The organism is Corallococcus exercitus, assembly GCF_003611585.1.
GTDB lineage: Bacteria > Myxococcota > Myxococcia > Myxococcales > Myxococcaceae > Corallococcus > Corallococcus exercitus.
In genome coordinates this window covers 1-21,159 of sequence record NZ_RAVW01000146.1, presented here as the reverse complement: position 1 = coordinate 21,159, position 21,159 = coordinate 1, and the positions used below count along the sequence as shown (strand labels likewise).

Here is a 21,159-nt window from a genome sequence, read left to right as displayed (position 1 = left end):
CCTCGGCGCCCCTCCCCCCTAGCGACGACACGCCTCGGACGGCAACGCCCGCGCCACCCATTGGGGCCGCTCCGGGTGATACCCAGCCGGTACGGCCTCCTTCGTCCTCGCCGGGCATCACTGCGGCTGGCGGCGAGCCCACGCCAGCCCCTGTCACGGCGGTCGCGCCACAGTCGCCGCCCGAGCCTCAAGGCGTCACGCCCGAGCCGACGCCCGCCTCCATCGCCTCCATTGCCCAGGAGCCACGACAGCCGGACGCGTCCGGCCACGAGCTTCCCGTGGCGCCCACGGTGTCCGAGCCCGCCGCCCCGAGGAAGCAGCGGACCCTCACCTTCCTCCCCACGCCCGAGGGGCTGCGCGAACTCGCGGAGTTCCTGGCCACGCAGCCTCACATCGTCCACGTCACGTTCGAGCCTCCCCAGAGCTGATGCGTCCCCTCAACGAATACACCGCCATCCGCGAGCGGGCGCGCCAGTTGCTTGAGGCACTCGCCGAGAAACAGCACTACGATGCCCTCTGCGCCGAGCTGCTGTACGTGCTTGATGAGGAGTGCCGCCAGCGGCTCAACGCGGGCGCGACTGAGGTCTTCGGCTCCGTCAAGAACCTCTGGAAGCCCTTCCTGGACGCGATCCGCGCCGTCGCGCCGGAGATCGGTCTCACCGCCGAGGTGAACTCCGCTCGAATCCTGCAGGAAGAGCTCTTCCAGATGCTCCTGCGCCGGATGGTGGAGGAAGGCGACCTCATCTTCGCCAGCGACCGCCAGAGGGCACGCAGCCGGGCGCTGGAAGTGGCCCACTACCTGCGCCACCTGCGCCAGCGGACCCACCTCAACGAGCAGAGCGGCTTCCGCCCCCGACTTGTCGAGATGATGAAGGTCGAGGTCCGCAAGCGCGAGCGTCCCGTGCGCACCCGCACGTTGGAACACCTCCAGGAGGCCCTGTCCGAGCTGGAGTACGAGCAGACCGCCGGCCACCTTGAGGCACTCCCGCCCCTTGAGCAACTCGAGGACCTCAAGGAGGCGTTCCAGACGTTCCTCCAGCAAGCCTTCCCAAAACCCCTGTTCGCGGACTTCCAGGTGCGCGCCTTCAAGCAACTCGTCACCGAGGCTTTCCTGGAACCGGACGACGAGGCCAAGGCCGTCGTTATCGCCGCAGGCACTGGCTTCGGCAAGACCGAGGCCTTCCTCCTCCCCATTCTCTTCTATAGCGCCTATGCCCGGCTGCTGAAGCAGCAGAACCAGCGAGAAGGGAGCAACAAAGACGCCTCGGGCTTCGACGCACTCCTGCTGTATCCCCGCGTCGATCTCTGCGACAACCAGGCCGAGCGGCTCCTGGGATACCTGTACCACCTCAACGCCGCGCTCACCGCGAAGTTCGGCATGGAGGCGTTGGGCAAGCCCCTGCGCGTGGCGCTCGCGCACAGCCGCATCAACGAGGCGTTCCGCATCCGCTGTCCGGCCTGCGTAGCGGAGGAGAAGGCCGCGGGCGCGGCCTGGACGGAGAATGACAAGAACAAGGCATTCATCCGGGCAAAGATTGGAGCGACCGACAGGGTCGAGAGCTTCTATTGCGACCGGAAGCTGGAGCACCAAGCCGTCGCGGACATGCTTGTCTTCCAAGTGTACCGCGACTCAAGCGACGCGGACCTGTTGATCACCACCGTGGACACGCTGCACCGTCGGCTGATGGACCATCACGGCGAGGCGGCGATCTTTAAATCGCGCAAGCTGCCCCCGCGCTTCGTCGTGCTCGACGAGATGCACATCTACGAGGGCCAGCATGGCGCGCACGTGGCCCACATCCTGCGCCGTTGCCGCCAGCGTATCTCCTTCATGCGCCGCGACATAACGGTGCCGCCGCTCTTCATCGGAGCCTCGGCCACGGCCGGGAGCCCGGAGCAACTGGCCGCGCGCATGTTCGGCGTCCCCCTGGACAGGGTCCAGCTCATCCAACCGGGCAGCGACGAGAAGAAGACGCAGGGCCTAGAGTACTTCTTCTTCCTGCGCTCTCCCGGCAACCGACTCATCGAGGAGCGGGTTCCCTCTCCCGTCATGGCCGAGGAGGCCCCGGACGAGGACGCGCAGGACGAGTTCCCAGTGCCCGCCCAGCCCCCCTCCCAGAGCCACTTCGTGTCCGAGCGGGCGACGATGATCCAGGCCGCCTTCGCGCTCCAGCACACTATGAAGGCGCCAGCCCATGGGGGAGCCAAGCGGCGGACGCTCGGCTTCGTCGACTCGGTGGACAGCGCCCAGCGCCTCGGCAACCAGCTCGACAACGCCGAGTGGCAGGACTTCGGTCCAGGGACGCTCACGCGCAAGGGCTCGCCCCAGACGGGCCACCAGAAACTCCCGCTCTACGCCTACCGGCTGCCCGTGGGCCGCCCTGGCGCGGGCATGGACGAGTTGGTTAACGCGCTCCAGGCCGCAGGGGAGGAGTTCTCACGTGGGCAGGCGGCCCCCGCCTCATTCAACCTGCCAACTCTCGGAGCAGGCTGCATCCGGCGGGCCTCGCACGACTGCCATCAACCGCCCCACCACCTCCTTGAGCGTTGTCAGCGCTACGAGCAGGGCGAGTGCTGGTACGCCATGGCGCACCCCGGCGGGGAGGGGATGCGCCCCATCGCCATCCAGACACACCGCTCGGGTCGCCGGGGCTGGGGAGACTCCCAGCGGAAGTTCGAGGACACTGACAAGGATCAGTGGCGGCTGCTCATTACCACCTCGGCGCTCGAGGTCGGCTTCGATCACCCCGAGATCATCGCGACGTGGCAGCACCATGCTCCTCCCAGCGTGGCCTCTTTCGTGCAGCGCAAGGGGCGTGGGGGGCGTGGGCTGCGCGATTACCCCATCACGATGATGGTGTTGGGACCGGAGGCGGATGACACCTACACGTTCCAGAACCACCTGAAGTTCGTCGACTCAGCCGACTTCAGCAGCTACGTCGACGAGGAGAACCCGAGCGTGCGGATGCAGCACGTCTTCTCGGCGGCCCTGGATTGGTGCGCTTCCCAGGGCTACCAGCAGGTCTACACTACGTGCGAGTTCGAGCCACTCTTGAAAGCCCTGCGCTCACAGGAGTTGCGGGACTGGTTGAGTGGCTGCTTCGGCATGAAGAGCAAGGCGATCAACGACGTCCTGGAAACGCTCAGGGCGTACGTGGCAGAGGCCTGGCATGCGCCGCTCGATCCCTCCGGCAAGGAGTTCCTGGGGGGAGATTCGGTGCGGCCCATCGATCTCTTCAAGCCGGCCGTCGCCAGGAAGATCGGCATCTGGAAGGAACGTCTCCAATCCCGCACGGACGTCGAGCGCACGAGACAGTGGCTGGAGGCGGCCGAGCGCTTCTTCGACGCCGGCGGCGAGAAACGGGTGTGGAACGTGGTCGACTTCTGCGAGTACGTGCCCGACGCCCTGCGCGAGAACCCCGACCTGCACATCCCCTCCACGACCATCTCGATTCCGGTGGGCCGGCACATCGACATGCTGGAGCGTCAGCAGGGCCGGCCATTGCGTCGGGTGACCCGCGAGCCCACCGAGTTCGCGCTGCGGGCCTTCCTGCCCGGCGGCTTCAAGGTCCGCTACGACGGGCAACTGTGGATGGCCCCCTGGCAGCCCGCAGCCAACCTCGTGCCCACGGGCAACGTCACCTGGGCGGCCACGCGCGCCCAGCTCCATGAGTCCCACAAGCCGGGCAGTCCGGTGACGTTGCTCGAACTGCTCAAGGAGACGAACCTCGAGGAGGGCACTCGGAGGCAAGTCCTCTCGACCGTAGGCGAGGACGGCGTGCTCGTCTTCCCGACGGGCCTGGAGATCCAATCACTCGGCAGACAATTGGCCCGCACGTTCCAACTCGACGAGACGACGAAGACGATCGTCCCCAACAAGCCTGAGAGCGCCACGGGCCACTACACCCTGCTCTCCCGGGATCCGAACGTCACCCCGCGCATGCTTGTCATCCCCCGGCGGAGCCCCAACCGGAGGCCGGTGACCTGGCCGGGCACCGGACTGCTGTCGTCCATCTACTTCCACGAGACGTTCCGGCTCGTCGTGGCGCACTACGCCAACCTGGTCCACTGCTACCCGAGGGACGAGGAGGTGCGGACGATCGTCGTGCGCTTCCAGGACGAGACGGTCTCCAAGCCCCTGCTGGCGGCCATGGAGGTGCGCAGCCAGGGCGTGGAGTTCGTCATCCATTGCGACGAGGAGCGCCTGCGGAGCTGGAGCATGGCCCAGCGCGCCCGGGCCTTCTGGAGACGCGTCACCACCGAGGCGCTCGAGATGCTCGTCGTCCAGCGCGGGCTGCTGCCGAACATGTACCTCCTACCAGCGATGATGGATCTGCTGCGCTGGGCGGAGGCGACGCGCCGGGACCAGGTGGGTGCATTCTCCGAGCGCCCCCCAACGGATGCGGAGCTGCGTGAGGCCTTCACCCGGCACCCCGCCTGGCAGCAGGAGGAGCTGGTCCAGCTCATCGTCCGGAACTCGGCCCCCCTAGCCCAGGTGCTCCAGGAGGCCGCGACTTGGACCAACACCTACGGCGCCCGGTTCACGCTCGCCGACAGCCTTGCCGTGGCCCTGGCACGAACCTTAGGCAGTCGCATCAACGTCTCTCCCTGGACCCTGCGAAGGTTCGTCGACGTGCGCGGCGCGGACATCCACGTTACGCTGTATGACGACATCGACGGGGGCAGCGGCAATGCCCGGCGCATCGCCGAGGAGTTCAGCCGCTGGAGCCCGGAGTTCCTATGGCAGGGCATGGAGCGCGCCCTGGACTGCCCGGCCGCAGGAATGGACGCGGCGGTCGCGGCAGCACTCTCCTCGAGGCTGTCTCCAGACGTGCTCTCCATGATGGCCCGCCGCGACCAATTCCCCGAGGAGTGGACGGCCCGGCTCGCCAGCCCGGCTCGCGCCCGTCACCGGTTGCGGCGCCTGTTGGAGACCCCGGCACTCGCCGCCTTCTACCTCTACGCCCATGAGGAGTGGCGCCTGCTCCAGGAGCAACTGTCCGCCCCTCCCCCCCACCTTTGCTTCGTGGAGAGGATCCACGGCACCCCGGCGCTCGATCCGCGCGCCGAGGCGCTGCGGCAGCAGTTCCTCCGGAGACAGGACGGACTGGCCGAGCTCCCCGCCCGCCTCCAGGAGATCGAACCGCTGTGCACTGCCGGCTGCCCAGAGTGCCTGAACGAGGCCCTTTTCGAGGACGAGCGCTTCATCGATCGCACGTTCCTCCAGAAATTGCTCACGGAGCGCTCAGAATGACCGGGACACTGCGACGCTCGCTGGAGGAATTGCACCGCTCAAGCCAGCAGGACCTGCCGCCACTGTGCAACGTGCTCGTTCAGATAGACGGCTCACCCCTCCGGGTGTCCCAGCAGGGCGGGCGCTGGCAGATCCAGGTGAAGAGCCTCTCCGCTACGGTCAGGGCGTTCATCGCCGTCCACGACGCCCCCCAGGAGACAGGGCTGGACCTAGGGTACACGAAGACCTCGCCCTCCCTGCTCGCGATGTTCAGCGAGGTGCAGCTGCGACGGCTCTTCTCCCCGGGAGAGCTCGCGCTCGTCCAGGCCGAGCCCCGGCGCGCTTCCAGCGGCGAACTCTTCCTCAACGTGCAGACCATCCTGCTGCTGCGGCCGTTCCAGACTTTCGGACGCACCCAGGTGGACTTCGAATCGCGCTGCGGCCGCAAGAGCTACCTCACCACCGCCAAGGGCGTCAGCAACAAGTCTGCGGGGACGCTCCACGCTGGCAACGTCGGAGGCAAAGTAGCTCACGATGTCTTCTCTCATCTGGCCCAGGGCGGTGCCAAGCAGGGCGCCACCCCGGAGTCCATCCTTGCCGAGGCGTTGGGGGGCGAGACCGTGGGTTCGCTCGTCTTCCTAGGGCTCAAGTCCCTTAAGGACATGATGGCTGCGCTGCGCCCGGGCCTAGAGGTCCAGGAGGTCATCGCCCACTCGGACGTGCTGCGCCGGTTCCTCCAATCCGACCAGTGGACCCCCGAGAGCGACGTGCTGAACAACGGTGTCGTCGTGGCGCCGGATCTGCTCGGGCGAAAGCACGTCGCGGAGCTGAAGTACATCAAGCCCGGCTCGGAGTACGCCGATCCCGACAAGCAGCGGACGCAGATCGCGGCCTACTTAGCCTGGGCCATGGTCGAGTATGGCCTTCCGCAGGTCTGCTCCGACTGGAAGGGCCTGCTCGTCCAGCTCCATCCGCAGATCGACGAGGCGAAGCGGATCCAGACGCTGCAAGCGCAACCCGAGTTCATCGGGGAGCGATTGGTCAACCGGCACCGCCTGCTCGCGCTCACCAATGGCGCGTGGCTGCCCGCGCCCAGCCCGGACGAATGCAACCAGTGTGAGTTCAGTGACAAGGCGATGAGCGGAAAGGAGCAGCAGGCCGCACCCGCTTGTACGTTCCACTGTCAGATGGAGCGCGGCTGGGAGTGCTACTCGCCCCCACCGGGCCGTGCGTGCCCGCTCATCGACAAGTGCGATCAACACAACCGCTTCGTTGAGTTCGAGCGGGTGGATCAATTCAACCGACTCCGGGCCGATCTGCTCGACGAGGAGGAGGAGCGGGCGGCCATCGCGCAAATCATCGAGTCCCTGACGGGCCGGGACGGTGGCGAGGCAACGGGATTCGTCCTCGGTGGGTTGAAGGTGCTGGAGCACAAGCAGGGCACCTTGAAGGTGGAACTCCCACCGCGCCTGCGGATGCTCCACTTCGCGCACCGGGACGAGGTCTTCGCGGTGCTGTGCGAGGAACGCCCGGTGGGACTCGTGCGCATGCACAAGCGCAAGGGACCGGAGTTGATGACCCTCGCCGAGGTCCATTCGCTGGGACGCACGCTGTCCATCGGCACACTCATCGCATTGAGGGCGGTACCCGAGTGGCGGCTGGGCCCACGCGATCAGCTGAGATATCTGGATCTCGTCCAACGCCACAACGAGACTCCGATGACCCTGCGGTCCGGAATCCACCATGATCGGCTTCCGACGTGCACGGAACTGCTGTCGCTCGAGCAGATCTCCCCCGAGGCCCACTTGGTGCTGATCGACGCCCCGAGCCGCTCGGACCTGCGCGCCGCAGCCCAGAAGGTGCTCGATCGGATGCGCTCCAGCAATACCGGACGCATCCTGGTTGTGGATGCAATCGAAGAACTCACTCCCGCCAATGAATTCGCGGATCTGTCGGACATGTCGTTGGTCGAGGAGTTCAACGCCGGCAAGCAGGGGGTAATGGAGCGCTTGCGCGCGCTCGTCCAGGGCATCCTCGGCAAGCGCATCTGGTGCGTTCCCCGCGAGCAGCTCTTCGGGGTCCGGTTGAACACGCTGGTGGAGTCCATAGATCGCTTCTCCGAGATCCTCGTCATCGGAGCGGAGACGTTCCCCCTGCTGGCCATCAACCGCTGCCTGTCGCTCGGCAAGCGCGTCACCCTGGTGGGACAGGCCGCCGCAGGCGGTCCCCGCGCCGAGAGTCTCCAGGCGCGACAGTCGGAGTTGTACCAGAACACGCTGCGGCTGCTACTTGAGGCCGGAGCCTCCATCTTCCCGGGCGAAGTGGAGCGGGTAGAGATCGTGCGCCTGCCCGCCTCGTATGGCTGCGCCGGAAGCGATCGCGTCTTTAAGTTCAAGGGCATCCACCAAGTGAGTCGGTTGGAGACCCACCTCTGCGCCCGCTCCGAGTCGGTATCCAGGCTTGGATTCCCGACAAAGGAGGTGGGAGAAATCGAGTTCACGCGGTTCGTGCCTCGAAGCCTCAATCAGGTACAGACGCGTCACATCACCGTGGAGGTTCTCTCTTCTGAGCGGGGCTCCGTACGCCACCTCAAGGAGTTGCTCAAGGGCATCACAGCGCGCAGCATTGAGCGAATGAACATCATGACCAAGGGGCACTTGGACACGGCGCTCCTGGGCGAACGCGTGCGCATCGTGGACATCCAGCAGGTCACGGTCTCTTCCGCTCCCGATGCCGAGCACCGCGTCACGTTGCGCGTGCCCCATGATCGGTTCCCCTTCATCCAGGAGCGGCTCTTCACCAGCCCCTCTGAAGCGGAGGCCCTTATCACCTTCGCGCAGCAGCACCCCCAGGAACAGTTCCACGTGACATCGCCATTCTTCGCCCAGTGCCTGCTGGTGAGCCGACTAGCGGCGGAGAAGAGGCTCAACAACGTGAACGTGATTCCTCTCGATCACCTGGGGTGGAAGCGGCCTAGCGGAGACAGGAGCCTCCTCGTCAGCACCGTCATCACACGGGCGAATCCGGGCTACCCCTACCCCATGAACGACATGGGCCGGCTCATTGAGCTGTTCACTGGGGCCTACACGGGGGTGCACCTCTTCTCCACGGAAGAAGCCCTTAAGCAACACCCAGTACTCCACCGACTGACCAGCCCCAGAATTTGAAGGGTAGAGCAGGCCCCTAATCATACAGCTGTAGTTCGGAAGGCTCCGCAGTCCTCCTCCTGTTGAAGAAACAGGAGGGGGAGGGGCGAAACCTCCCATGCAGCAGCCATCAGCCACAGAAGCGCAGGCACCGGAAGTCCGGCTGGTTGCAGCCGCACTTCCGCAGGCGCGAGGCACATGCCACCGCAGTCGAGTATGTGAAGGCACTCCTGGGGCGGGCACAGCGCAAGAACGTGTGGAACCTTTCGGAGGACGCAGGGTATCGAACGCCCTATGCCTTCCAGCACCTGCTGCTGCGTGCGAAGTGGGACACGGATGCGGTGCGTGACGCCGTGCTGAAGTACGCACGCAGGGCATTGGGCGAAAGCGGCATTCTGGCGGTGGACGAGACGAGCTTCCTGAAGAAGGGAGAGAAGTCCGTGGGGGTGGCGACGGCGGGCAAGGTGGAGAACGCGCAGGTGGGCGTCTTCCTCTCGTACGCGACGCCTCGCGGGCATGCGCTGGTGGACCGGGAACTGTACCTACCGAAGGCGTGGACGGAAGACACTGCCCGACGCGAAGCGGCGCAGTGTGCTGTCGCGTCCATAGATTTCGTCCCCCACCACCCACGCCGGCTTCAGTCCCGCGCCCAGCGCCCGTTGCAGCATGCCCTGTGCGAGGGCCGGCTTGGACTCGAAGCCCACCTCGTCCGGAATTCCCCCCGCATGGCGGCGGGCACCGTCCTCTGTCCACGGCTCCGGCAAGTACAGCTCCCGGTCCACCAGCGCATGCCCCAGAGGCGTCACGTACGAGAGGAAGACGCCCACTTGCGCGTTCTCCACCTTGCCCGCCGTGCCCGTGTACTGGCGAGCCACGCCCACGGACTTCTCTCCCTTCTTCAGGAAGCCCGTCTCGTCCACCGCGAGAATGCCGCCTTCGCCCAATGCCCTGCGTGCGTACTCCAGTACGGCGTCGCGCACCGCATCCGCGTCCCACTTCGCTCGCAGCAGCAGGTGCTGGAAGGCATAGGGCGCTCGATGCCCTGCATCCTCCGAAAGGCCCCACAGATTCTTGCGCTGCGCCCGCCCCAGCAGGGCCTTCACGTACTCGACCGCAGTGGAATGCGCCTCGCGCCTGCGGAAGTGCGGCTGCAGCCAGGCGCCGACCGACTCCAGCTCCGTCACGAGACGGCCAACCAGCCGGACTTCCGGTGCCTGCGCTTCTGTGGCTGATGGCTGCTGCATGGGAAGTCTCGCTCCTCCCCCTCCTGTTTCTTCAACAGGAGGAAGCCTGCGGAGTCCTCCGAACTACAGCTGTAGGACTAGCCTGCGGCGCAGGCGTCGTGCCCATCGCTGCTCGCCGGGAACTGCGTCAGCAGCCAGCAGATCTATTTCTTCGCAACCACACGTGACCTTCTATTTGCGCCGGATGTCCCCTTCTCGGCTGAATCAACAGCCACCACTGGCGCCGACCACACCTTGCTCTTGTATTGAATCATCAAATAGTTCGTCAGCACCTCGATATCCTTGGAGGTGTTCTGGACTTCATTCCACTTACGCTGCAGTCCAGGGCCGAAGTCCCAGAATCCCGCTGTCCAACGGCAGAACTCCTTGAGCCCCATTAGATCCGTCGCGAACTGGGCTGCAGTGGGATAGGGGCGGTCCCGGTAGCGATCACTGATCGCATCCATGATAAGCCCCATACTGATAATGCCCGCGCCATGCATAAGGCGAGACTTTTTAGGTGGCAATCCCCATGCCGCCTTGAAGACCTCCTTGACCGCTGTCCAATATGCATAGAGCGCGTTGATCATCTGCTCGGTGTCCGCATTCGCTTCCTCCGCAGCATTGAAGCGATAGAGCACCCCATCATTCAGACTGTTCTCCAACATCCGCAGGATCGAGTTGTCCTTGACGATCCCACCGGGATTGGTGGCCGTCTGAATCATCTTGTGAAGCGGCGAACCCTCTTCCAGGTTCATTCTTTCCAGCAACTGAGCCGGCAACCGACGTCGATCCAGCAAGGACGGAAGTCGAGCGCTCGTGCCGGGAAGAAGCTCGTAGATGAGTCCTTTAGGGAGCGGTTTTGTCGAATTGACCAGGATGAACTGTTCGGTCTGTTGACCAACGTCATCCGTGATGAATGCCGTCATGCACACGGGAAAGCGATCAATATTGGCATCGCGGATCGCAGCAAGCCGCTGCTGTCCATCGACAATGAATCCCGGCTTCCGGTCATCTTCCATTTCCGGTTCAAACGGAATGGTGAGCACACCAGAGCGCGAGTATTCAGACGTGATGGCTTTGGAGTCTGGGTGGAACTTGACCCGCGAATCGAATGCCACTACGAGTGCATTCGGCACCATGGGTGAATCTGACTCTAGATAAGACCGAATCTCGTCAATATGAGAAAGCACCTCAGGTCGCTGGTAACCCGAGAGGGCCCCATCTTCCTTACGACGCACGCGCGAGATCGTCGCAAACTGAGGAACCAGTTTCCCATCGACAGCAAAGGTGTAGAGCGTCCTACCTCGGGACTGCTTGACCTCGATCGCAGGAAGCTTCAGCTCTTTTGGCATATGTCGTTATCGGGCCGGACTCCTCAGGCCGCGCTCCCCTGCCCGAGCCCAAGTTCCTTCTCGAGCTGCTTGTGGAACATCCAAATATTGTGAAATCCCCTTCGGCGATTTCGTTCGGCGCCGCGAAAGAGCACGACGTGATATCGCAACTCTCGGCAGACCTCGCAGGGGCACTGCTGCCACGGCGCATCCGTCAACGTTTGCCGGTACGCAACCTCATGGTTCTTCTTGGAATCCGGATCATAGAAGCGCTCGTATTCCATAAGCACAGATAGAGCTTGGTCTACCGTCTTACGGCCTGAATCAAAGAGCTTCATGACCTCAAGGCAAGCCTTCTCAAGCTTTCTGGCAATGTCCTGCGAAACCTCACCGGAGGAAATCTTCCGTTGCAGAGACGGGTTGCCTTCCACTTGAGGGATGCGAATCGCCGTATAGTTTCGCCCAGGCGTGTAGTAGTTATCCTTGTCGTCCTTGAATGCCTGCCTCAAAGGCGAGGTGCTATCAAAGGACGTGATTCCTAGCCGGGAGAAGGTCTTCAAATGCTCGGTTCGAGTGACACCCAACAGATGAAATTGAGTTCCCGGGGTTCGGACTCCATCGATGGCCTTCAGGCAAGAGATAATCTCACTCGATTTGAGCGGAACCATCCCCCCCAAGGCGATTGAGCGATATCCCATTTTCTGGAGGGCTTTGACCGAATCCGCGTAGGACAAGGGACTCCAGCCCTGCGCAACGCCCACAGGCTCGAAGGTATAGCCACCAGCCTTGTGCTTTTGACGAAACTCCTTGGCCAACTGCAGCGTCAACTCCCGCCTTTCGCGCAACTCTTTTGGAACGAGATCCTGGGAGGCGCCTCGCTCATCTGCCTCGGGCTTGAACAGGAGGATGATGTGGTCGAGAGAGATGCCGAAATCAAACTGGCAGTTCCCGTAGAACTCCAGGACCTCCTCGACAGAATAAGGCGGCACCTCTTCCTTCACGTACGTAAACGCACCGCAGTCCCCCATGATGGAGAGTTGCCGGGGTGCCCGGTCGAGGCGAAAGAATTCTGGTGCCCCCAAGCGCAGCAGGCGGTGTCGCTGCGCAAGTGTGTATCGGCTTCCCAGTGCTCCGTAGCCATCCACGATTCCCTTCGAAACCAGGAATCCGTCAAACGGCGTCGCCGTGAAGACCTCATGGGCATAGAGGTCATCCCGCTGGCGCTTTCGCGTTGTTGAGCGTCGTTCCCGCTCGAAATCGAAACTGGGATCGATGAGATCCTGGCTGTCCGGAAAGAAGAACTTCATGCGGCCGTCCGGCGGCTACTCGTGTACGCCCGAATCAGAACGTTCGAGAGGAGCCGAATGTGTTGAGATGTATTTTGAATCTGATTCCAGGCCAACCCTGACTCCTCCCAGTGTCCCTCGGTCCACCGGCACACGGGTTGGACCCGGAGAAGCTCCGCCTTCACCAATCGCAAGGCATTTGCCCCATTGATGTCAATGTTGCTCATGACCTTGTCCATCAAATGCCCCATCGCACAGATCCCGGCTCCATGCATCAACCGACTCCGTGAAGGTTGACGCCCCCATGCTTCTGGGAAGACTTCTTTCACAGCAGTCCAGAACAGGATCAGCATCTTCCGAATTGAATCGAAATCGGTTTCCTGGGTAACCACATTTCGATAAGGAAACAGGCAGCCCGTCAAGTTACCCAAACTGTCCTTGATCATCGCGACCACCGCCGAATCCGTGACGATGGCGCTACGCCGAGCCTCTGCATCCATCGAATTGCGGCGGATGAGTCCCTTGAACGGCGACGCAGGGTCCCGGTTCAGCAAGTCACAGAGCGCAGCAGGAGCCCTCCGGACCGCCAGGTTCGGTGGCAGCAAGGTCCCGACTTCAGGAAGCAACTCCGTGATGAGTCCTCGCGGAAGTGGCTTGGTGCTATTGACCCTCAGGAACTGATCTCTTTGCAGGTCGACTTCATCCGCGATGAAGGCATTGACGGGAACGAGCAGGTCCTGGCGTCGGCATTGGGCCAGAGCCAACGCACGCTGTTGACCGTCCACAATCCAGGCGGGTCGGGGTTGGCCAGGCTTCGGCAATGGAATGTGGAGCGTCCCAGCTTCAGCCCAACCATCATCCACACGCGGCCCTCTGACTTTCTTGAAAACAACCGCGGAGGATAGCGCGAGGATGATGGAGTTGGGGAAGATGACCTCTTCCCCATTGAGGTACTCCGTGATGTTACGAACGTGCTGCTTCACCTTGGGACGCTGATATCCAAGGAGCCTTCCTTCCGAATCCCGTGACACTCGGGAGACTTCAGCGACCTCTTGTAGTTCCTTCGCGCTTAGCGCGAACATGAAAAGCGGATGCTCGGGAGTCTGAATGACCCGGATTGCGCGCCGCTCGACAGCCTTACGCGTTGGCCTCTTCATGGATTCTCCTGAGCTTGGACAAACAGGCTCTTGAAACGACGCTGCTCACACGCAAATTGGCGCGCTCGCAACTGTTTCAAAGCCGCGCTCCAAGATTTCGTGCCCTCATCCACCACCTGCCGGATGAACTCGCGAACTTCATCATCCGTCATCAATTGACGGTCATATTTTCGCAGCGGGGCGCTCTTCTTGATGAACTTCTGGTAGCGCACTCGAAGTTCAGCAGCATTCAAGTGGCCGCCTTGAGCCGCCAGAAGAATTTCGCGTGCGACCCGCGCATGAAGTCCCAGTCGAGATCCCCCCAGCCGCTGCTGGTGATGAGCGCTGGATGGAATCCAATGCGGTGCAAGCGATCCCTTCGACAGGGATGCAGGTGACGACACGACCAGTAACCGTTCTGGGTGCTGAAGTTCCTTGGCCGCGAATTCGAGGTCGTCCGAGATTGCAGCAACGTACAGAGGGGAGGCCACAATCAGGATGTTCGCTTGCGGTTGCTCGCAGGCCAATTGGCGAAGGGTGCGCGGTTGGTCACGCGCCGGTCCAGCGTGGTTCGACAATGTCTTCCACCAGCGTTGGAGTTGTTCGCCCGTATCCTTGTTTTCGGAATCGCGCACGACAGAATCTGGCTGTCCCCGAGCGAAGGTCGCGGAGTAGGGCCGGACCTGGGCGTCTTGGGGAATCAGCCCGTACCCTGCGGAAGCAATCCATAGGCTGGGGTTGAAGCCGTTTTTACGCGCAGCCTCGGGAAGACCAAGAACAACACTCCAATGCTCACCTGAGTAGAGCTGGTGAACTGGGCCCTGCGGGTGCTTATGGGACTCAAGCCGCTGCCACCAGGTATTGGCCCGGGCTTCGGTTTCCACAGCACGGATGGACCTCAACCGGAGTGCTTCGGGCACTGGGAGGTGCTTCCGATCCGTGCAACTCGCGATGATGTGAAGCACCTTCCCCATGGAGGCTTTCCTCAGGGAATTCCCAGGACCTTGTGCATCTGGATCCCCAAGCGCCACTGAGGGTGCTCCAGGCAGTATTCAAGGGCCACCTGCGTGTTCCGCACGCGGTCCGGGCCATCCATGGGCTGAAGAATGAAGTGAGTGAACCCCAGTGCCTCAAAGCGGTCTGGCTCGAAGCCAACCTGGGGGAAGACGAGCTTCAGTTCGTTGCCCGTGCGTTGCACCAACTCACTGCCCGACTTCGGACTGACGCAGACCCAGTCAACCCCTTGAGGTACAGGCCTTGTTCCGTTGGTTTCCACCGCCACGTGGAACCCTCGGGCATGCAGGGCATCGACCAGCGAAGTATCGAGTTGGAGGAGGGGTTCTCCGCCCGTGCAGACGACCATGCGCTGCGCGCTCGATTGTTCCTGCGGCCATGTCAGTGCGACCGCGTCGGCTAGCAACTCCGCGGTTGCGAAGCGCCCTCCGCCTGGGCCATTTGTTCCCACGAACTGGGTATCGCACCATCGAGAGCAGCCACCCGGGCCACGTTCGCGGTCCCTTTCGAGGCCACTCCACAGGTTGCAGCCCGCGAAGCGGAGGAATACCGCCGCACGCCCCGCTTGCGCACCTTCGCCCTGCAACGTGTAGAAGAGTTCCTTGACCGCGTAGCTCACGGCATGGGCTCCCGAACGGTCATCGCTGCATTGCGAACCACGTGCCTTGTCCTCCGCGCTTCAATAACTGCGAGGCACCCTCAGACACCTCGCGCGCAGTTACTGCTCCGCGCAGCGCTCCCGTTTCTGCATCATGCCCGCTGTCGTCCGGAGGTCGAGTAAAAGCGCTGCGAGGGAGCGCCCCATGGCCTACGCCAGGACCCGATAGTTCCCAGTAGAAACTGAAGGGACACGGGAGTGATGCGTGCGGCTTCACGCGGAGAGCTTCTCCGGCATACGGCCCGCGCCACCATCCGCGGCCGCGTTCGCTACCGAGCGACGTGCGCGACATGCAGGCTCCGCACTTTCCGCCCCATGCGGATGCGGCCGGACCGTGGGGCCATAAGAGCCCGGTTTCGCCGCCAGGCATGGCCGGCACCACCCACACGGCCTCTTGACTACAACTGTAGCCATGGCATATCGCTCCTGACTACAAGTGTCGTCAGGAGGGGTGCGATGGACAGGCCGCTGCGTGGACCGCTGTTCTTCCGGGAGGCGCTGGGCTGGCTGCTGGCCCTCTGTCTCCTGTTCGCGCTGACACGTCCCCCGCACCTGATGGAGACGCTGAGCGCCGGGGCCCACAGGGCGCGCGTCTGGTGGAAGGTCGCGGACACCGTGCGCCGTCACGCGGCGCCGCTCATGCGCGCGGAGCTGGAGTCGTGGTGGTGCGAAGCGCTGGCGGCCCGGAGCGCTCCGGAGACGTCATGCGAGTGCTGAGCCTCATCCTGGCCCTGCTGGGTGTCACGGCCTCCGCCCTGCCTCCGGATCCCTTCCTGCTCCAGTACGCCCAGACGCGTCAGTTCAACAACGGCCGCCCCACGGTGTTGCGCATCACGCCGGACGCGCGGACGGTCTTCTTTCTTCGCAGCCCGCCCACCTCCAGCGTGATGACGCTGTTCTCGTTCGACGTGGCCACCGGCCAGACGCGCGAATGGCTCACCCCGGAGCGCCTCCTCCAGGGCGCGGAGGAGACGCTGACCGCCCAGGAGAAGGCCCGCCGCGAACGCACGCGCACCACGACGCGGGGCTTCACCACCTACGCCCTCTCCGAGGACGGCACGAAGCTGCTGCTTCCCCTGTCCGGCAGGCTCTACGTCGTGGAGCGCGCCACCGGAAAGGTCTCCGAGCTGCCCACGGGTCCCGGCGCCTTCGACGCGCAGCTCTCCCTGGACGGACAGCAGGTGGCCTACGTGCGCGGCAACGACGTGTACCGCGTCGACCTCCGGACCCGCGCCGAGCACGCCGTCACGCGCGGGGGCACGGCGGACGTGTCGCACGGGCTGGCGGAGTTCGTCGCCCAGGAGGAGATGGGCCGCCTGTCCGGCTTCTGGTGGAGCCCTGACACGAAGGCCATCGCCTTCACCGAAGTGGACACGCGCGAGGTCGAGAAGCTCTCCGTCGTGGACGTGATGCACCCCGAGCAGCCCGCGGACGCCTTCCCCTTCCCGCGCGCGGGCCGGGCGAACGCGAAGGTCCGGCTGGGCATCGCGACCCTCCCTGGGAACAAGACGGTCTGGGCGAAGTGGGACGCGGAGCGCTACCCCTACCTCGCGACCGTGCGCTGGCCCGCGAAGGGCCCCCTGACGGTGCTCGTGCAGAACCGCGCGCAGACGGAGGAGTGCCTGCTCGCGGTGGACCCGCGCACGGGCGCCACGCGCACCCTGCTGGTGGAGCGGGATGACGCGTGGCTCAACCTGGATCAGCGCTTCCCCTCCTGGCTGGAGGACGGCTCCGGCTTCCTCTGGCTCACCGAACGCAATGGCGCACCCGAGGTCGAACTACGCCACCCGGACGGCAGCCTCGCGCGCACCTGGGTGGGCCCCGAGGCGGGCTTCCGGCACCTCGTGCAGTTCGTGGGGCGGACCCGCACGCTCTACTTCCTCGGAGGCCCCAACCCCACCGAGCGCTACCTGTACCGGATGACCGCGGACGGGAAGGCCACACGCGTCACGCAGGCGTCGGCGGGCCCCGCGCTGGAGAGCGCCGTCGTGTCCACGGACGGAGCGCTCGTCGCCCTCTCCACGGAGGGCCCCGACCGCATGAGGCAGGTCCACCTGCTCCAGGCGGATGGGACCCGGGTGGGCCAGCTCCCGTCCGTGGCGCTGGAGCCCCCCACGCGCCTCCAGCTCGACGTGCGGCAGGTCGGCGCGGAGCGCTTCTGGTCCGCGCTCGTGAAGCCGCGCGATTTCAAGCCCGGCGTGAAGCTGCCCGTCATCGTCCAGGTGTACGGCGGGCCCACGGTCACCGTCGTCCACCAGTCCCTGGCGCAGAACCTCCTCTCGCAGTGGATCGCCGACCACGGCTTCCTGGTCGTGAAGTTCGACGGGCACGGGACGCCCCTGCGGGGCCGCGCCTGGGAGCGCGCCCTGAAGTACGACGTCTATGGCATCACGCTGGAGGATCAGGTGTCCGCGCTCCGGGCGCTCGCCGCGGAGGTCCCCGAGCTGGACCTGGACCGCGTGGGCATCGAGGGCTGGAGCTTCGGTGGAGACCTGGCCGCGCTCGCGGCGCTCCACCGGCCCGACGTCTTCAAGGCCGCCGTGGCCGGGGCCGCGACCGCGGATGAGCGCGACTACGACACGCACTACACCGAGCGCTACCTGGGGCTGCCCCAGGAACATCCCGACGCCTACGCGAAGGGCTCGCTGCTGACGTACATCCGGGAGGACCGGCCCATCGGCAGACTGCTGCTGGTACACGGCACCGCGGACGACAACGTCCTCTTCTTCCACACGCTCAAGCTGTCGGACGCGCTACTGCGCGCGGGCAAGGACCACGACGTCCTGCCGCTCAGCGGGGCCACGCACCGGGTGACGGATCCGCTCGTCACCGCGCGGCAGTGGGAGCGCGTGATGCGGCACTTCCAGTCCGCGCTCAAGGCTTCCGCGCCGTGATGAGCGGCTGGTTGAAGCCCGTCTCCTCGGGCGTGTACCAGCGCGGATCCACCAACCCCGCCTTGGTGAGCGCCTGCTCCAGCTCCACGGGTTCCAGCAGCCGGTAGACGCCGGTGTGCTCGGTGGTGTGCCAGACGCCGGACTCCTGGCGCAGGATGAACTGGCGCACCGTGTACTGCCTTTCATCCACCGCCCAATCCCAGACCTGGAAGAGCACGCGGCGGCCCAGCGGTGTGTCCAGCACGCGCTCGGCGGTGAAGCGCGGCCGCTTCTCCAGGAGCGCGGTGTGGTCGCGCAGGCTCGCCACCAGCAGGCCCCCGGGCACCAGGCGCGACGCCATCGCGTGCGCGGCGTCATCCAGGTCCGAGTCCTCCAGCAGGTGCGCCATCGCGTTGTCGCACGACATCACCACGTGGAAGGTGCCCGGCACCTGCCAGTCCAGCATCCGCATGTCCGCCACGCCGGTGGTGAGGCTCACGTGCATGGCGCGGGCTTCCCGCTCCGCGCGCGCCACGGCCGAAGGGCTCAGGTCGGTGGCGTGCACCGCGTAGCCCCGAGCCGCCAGCCCCAGCGCCTGCGTGCCGATGCCGCACGCGCAGTCCAGCACCCGGCGCGGCGGCGGCGCACCCGAGCGGCGCAGCAACGCGTCCAGCACCGCGCCCTGCCGGTCCACCGACTGCTCCCAGTCCGCGAAGAGCAGGTGGTACTCCTCGGCCAGCCCTTCGTAGAAGTCCAGGACGCTGTCAGACATGACGGCTTCCTCCTTTAACACCCCCATGCGGGCCGTCACGCGCACGGACGCCGGACGTCACCTGCCCGTCATGTCGCTGGCGGGAGGTCTTCCCTACTGGGAGCTGTTACCAGGAAGACGGGACTCGGGAAGCCCGCGCGGGCAGGGCGGACACCGGGCAGGATGCACCGTCGTTCCCCGCGTGAAGCCCGCGCGCACCCCGAAGCAAGGAGCCCCGATGTTGACGCTGACGCCCTCGCAGGTCCGCCTGGGATGGGCCGCCGCGAACAAGGCGGAGGCCATCCGCCTGGTCGGACAGGTGATGGTGGAGTCGGGCTTCATCTCGCCCGGCTACGTGGACAGCATGCTCAAGCGCGAGCAGGTGTCCGCGACCTTCCTCGGCCACGGCATCGCCATTCCGCACGGCCTGCCGGAGGCGCGTGACCTGGTCCTCCGCACGGGCGTCGTCGTGGTGCAGTTCCCCACCGGGGTCGTCTGGAGCGAGGACGGCCATGCGCACCTCGTGGTGGGCATCGCGGCGAAGTCCGATGAACACCTCCAGGTGCTCGCCAACCTCACCGGAGTGCTGGACGACGAGGCCCAGGCCGTGGCCCTGGCCTCCACCCTGGACACGGCCGCCATCATCCAGGCCCTCAACGGCCCCGGCGCGGATTCGGAGCTGGAGCCGGAGCCACGAGCCGCTCCCGTGCTCGACGGCCGCGCGCTCCGGGTCCTGTCTCCCTCGCCGCACGGCCTGCATGCGCGTCCCGCCACGGTGCTGGTGGAGGTGGTGCGCCGCTTCCGCGCGGATGTCACCGTCCACCATGAGGGGCGGCAGGCGAACGCCCGCAGCCTCCTGTCGCTCCTGCAGCTGGGCGCGCGGGGCGGCACGACGCTGACGCTCACCGCGGCGGGGGACGACGCGGACGCGGTGCTGTTCGCGCTGCGCGATGCCTTCGACGCGGGCCTGGGTGAAGGAGCCTCCATCGCCTCCACGCCATCGCCTCCGGCCACCGTCATCCTCGACTACGAGGGGACGCTGGTCGCGGGCCTGTCCGCGTCGCCGGGCATCGCGGCCGGGCCCATCTGGGCCTTCCAGCGCGAGCGGCTGGAGGTGGAGGAGCGCGCCGTCGACGCCGCGCGGGAGCACCTGCTGCTGGAGGAGGCGCTGGCCGGGGCGGCGGCGGAGCTGCGCCAGTTGCACGAGGGCTTCCTCTTGAAGGCCGGAGCGCAGCGGGCCGCCATCTTCAAGGCGCACCTGGAGCTGCTGGACGACCCGGAGATGCTGTCGGAGTCCCATGGCCTCATCGACACGGGCCTGAGCGCGGGCGCGTCCTGGCGCCGCGTCTTCGAGAGCCGCGCGGAGGCGCTGGCCGCGCTGGACGAGCCGGTGATGGCCGCGCGCTCCGCCGACCTGCGGGACGTGGGCCGGCGCGTGCTGCGGCCGCTGGCCCGGGTGCTGGAGGGCGAGCCCACCTTCCCGGACCACCCCGTGGTGCTGCTGGCGGAGGACCTGGCGCCGTCGGACACCGCGAAGCTGGACCCCGCCATGGTGCTGGGCCTGTGCACGGCGAGCGGCGGCACCACGTCGCACACGGCCATCATCGCGCGCTCGTTGGACCTGCCGGCGGTGGTGGCGGTGGGGCCGTCGGTGCTGGACCTGCGCAACGGACAGCACTGCATCCTGGACGGGGACGCGGGCGTGCTCGTGGTGGGCCCGTCGGAGCGGGACCGGGCGAAGGCCTCGCACCAGCGCGAGCGGATCCGCACGAAGCGCGAGGAGGAGAAGCTGGAGCGCTACCGGCCCGCCATCACGCTCGACGGCAAGCGCGTGGAGGTGGCCGCGAACATCAGCGAGGCCTCGGAGGCGAGCAAGGCCGTGGACGCGGGCGGCGAGGGCGTGGGCCTGATGCGCACGGAGTTCCTCTTCCTCAAGCGCGACGAACCGCCCGGCGAGGAGGAGCAGTTCCACGCGTACCGCACCATGGTGCACGCGCTGAACGGCCTGCCGCTCATCCTGCGCACGCTGGACATCGGCGGGGACAAGCACGTGCCGTATCTGTCGCTGCCGGCGGAGGAGAACCCGTTCCTTGGCGTGCGCGGCATCCGGTTGTGCTTCGAACGGGAGGACCTGTTCCGCACGCAGCTGCGCGCCATCCTGCGCGCGTCGAAGGAGGGCCCGGTCCGCATCATGTATCCGATGGTGGCGATGCCCGAGGAGCTGGCGAAGGCCCGCGCCATCACCGAGTCCGTGCGCCGCGAGGTCGGCGCGGATCCGGTGGAGACGGGCATCATGATTGAAGTGCCCTCGGCGGTGATGATGGCGGAGCGGCTGGCGCGCGACGTGTCGTTCTTCTCCATCGGCACCAACGACCTGACGCAGTACGTGCTGGCGATGGACCGGCAGCACCCGGTGCTCGCGCCCCAGGCGGACGGCCTGCACCCGGCGGTGCTGCGCATGGTGGACCTCACGGTGAAGGCGGCGAGGCGGGCGGGCATCTGGGT

Annotated in this window: 12 protein-coding genes and 2 pseudogenes; 7 read left to right on the top strand and 7 right to left on the bottom strand. The window is 65.6% G+C overall.

Annotated features, from left to right (window positions below; genetic code table 11):
* The 4 genes and pseudogenes from D7W79_RS44540 to D7W79_RS46095 form a co-directional block, all read left to right on the top strand.
* Nucleotides 1-428: pseudogene (locus D7W79_RS44540) on the top strand (hypothetical protein); the annotation flags it as partial.
* Complete coding sequence (locus tag D7W79_RS19345; protein ID WP_120526865.1) at nt 428-5,254, top strand: DEAD/DEAH box helicase; 4,827 nt, start codon at nt 428-430, stop codon at nt 5,252-5,254. The pseudogene D7W79_RS44540 and the gene D7W79_RS19345, both read left to right, overlap by 1 nt.
* Nucleotides 5,251-8,400 (top strand): hypothetical protein, encoded by a 3,150-nt coding sequence (locus tag D7W79_RS19340; protein WP_147441976.1) that lies wholly within the window; start codon nt 5,251-5,253, stop codon nt 8,398-8,400. Before D7W79_RS19345 ends, D7W79_RS19340 begins: the two co-directional genes overlap by 4 nt.
* Before the next feature lie 197 nt (nt 8,401-8,597).
* A pseudogene (locus D7W79_RS46095) lies at nt 8,598-8,921 on the top strand (transposase); the annotation flags it as partial.
* Here D7W79_RS46095 and D7W79_RS19330 read toward each other — a convergent pair.
* From D7W79_RS19330 to queE, 6 genes are all read right to left on the bottom strand, one after another.
* Nucleotides 8,922-9,623, bottom strand: a complete 702-nt coding sequence (locus D7W79_RS19330; protein WP_244221849.1) for an IS701 family transposase — start codon at nt 9,621-9,623, stop codon at nt 8,922-8,924.
* A gap of 143 nt (nt 9,624-9,766) precedes the next feature.
* Complete coding sequence (dbpB, locus tag D7W79_RS19325; protein WP_120526863.1) at nt 9,767-10,957, bottom strand: DGQHR domain-containing protein DpdB; 1,191 nt, start codon at nt 10,955-10,957, stop codon at nt 9,767-9,769.
* 23 nt (nt 10,958-10,980) lie between these two features.
* The gene (gene dpdA / locus D7W79_RS19320) at nt 10,981-12,243 is read right to left on the bottom strand and encodes a tRNA-guanine transglycosylase DpdA (protein ID WP_120526862.1); all 1,263 of its coding nucleotides are present in this window, start codon (nt 12,241-12,243) and stop codon (nt 10,981-10,983) included.
* The gene (gene dbpB / locus D7W79_RS19315) at nt 12,240-13,379 is read right to left on the bottom strand and encodes a DGQHR domain-containing protein DpdB (protein ID WP_120526861.1); all 1,140 of its coding nucleotides are present in this window, start codon (nt 13,377-13,379) and stop codon (nt 12,240-12,242) included. The genes dpdA and dbpB (D7W79_RS19315) overlap by 4 nt, the downstream gene beginning before the upstream one ends.
* Complete coding sequence (locus D7W79_RS19310) at nt 13,376-14,242, bottom strand: hypothetical protein (RefSeq protein ID WP_244221848.1); 867 nt, start codon at nt 14,240-14,242, stop codon at nt 13,376-13,378. Before D7W79_RS19310 ends, dbpB (D7W79_RS19315) begins: the two co-directional genes overlap by 4 nt.
* 101 nt (nt 14,243-14,343) lie before the next feature.
* On the bottom strand, nt 14,344-14,991 hold the full coding sequence (queE, locus tag D7W79_RS19305) for a 7-carboxy-7-deazaguanine synthase (protein WP_120526859.1): 648 nt from the start codon (nt 14,989-14,991) through the stop codon (nt 14,344-14,346).
* A 495-nt stretch (nt 14,992-15,486) separates the two neighbouring features.
* On the opposite strand from queE, the gene D7W79_RS19300 reads away from it, so the two are divergent.
* Together D7W79_RS19300 and D7W79_RS19295 are read left to right on the top strand one after the other, a co-directional pair.
* Nucleotides 15,487-15,747 (top strand): hypothetical protein, encoded by a 261-nt coding sequence (locus D7W79_RS19300; RefSeq protein ID WP_120526858.1) that lies wholly within the window; start codon nt 15,487-15,489, stop codon nt 15,745-15,747.
* A complete protein-coding gene (locus D7W79_RS19295; RefSeq protein WP_120526857.1) occupies nt 15,735-17,924 on the top strand; it encodes a S9 family peptidase in 2,190 nt (729 codons plus the stop codon). Before D7W79_RS19300 ends, D7W79_RS19295 begins: the two co-directional genes overlap by 13 nt.
* Here the strand turns inward: D7W79_RS19295 and D7W79_RS19290 are convergent.
* Nucleotides 17,905-18,675, bottom strand: coding sequence for a class I SAM-dependent methyltransferase (locus tag D7W79_RS19290; protein WP_120526856.1), 771 nt, complete (start codon nt 18,673-18,675; stop codon nt 17,905-17,907). The two genes, D7W79_RS19295 and D7W79_RS19290, sit on opposite strands and share 20 nt — an antisense overlap.
* Before the next feature lie 217 nt (nt 18,676-18,892).
* On the opposite strand from D7W79_RS19290, the gene ptsP reads away from it, so the two are divergent.
* Nucleotides 18,893-21,159 (top strand): phosphoenolpyruvate--protein phosphotransferase (ptsP, locus tag D7W79_RS19285; RefSeq protein WP_120526855.1); only part of this gene is annotated, 2,267 nt, incomplete at its 3' end.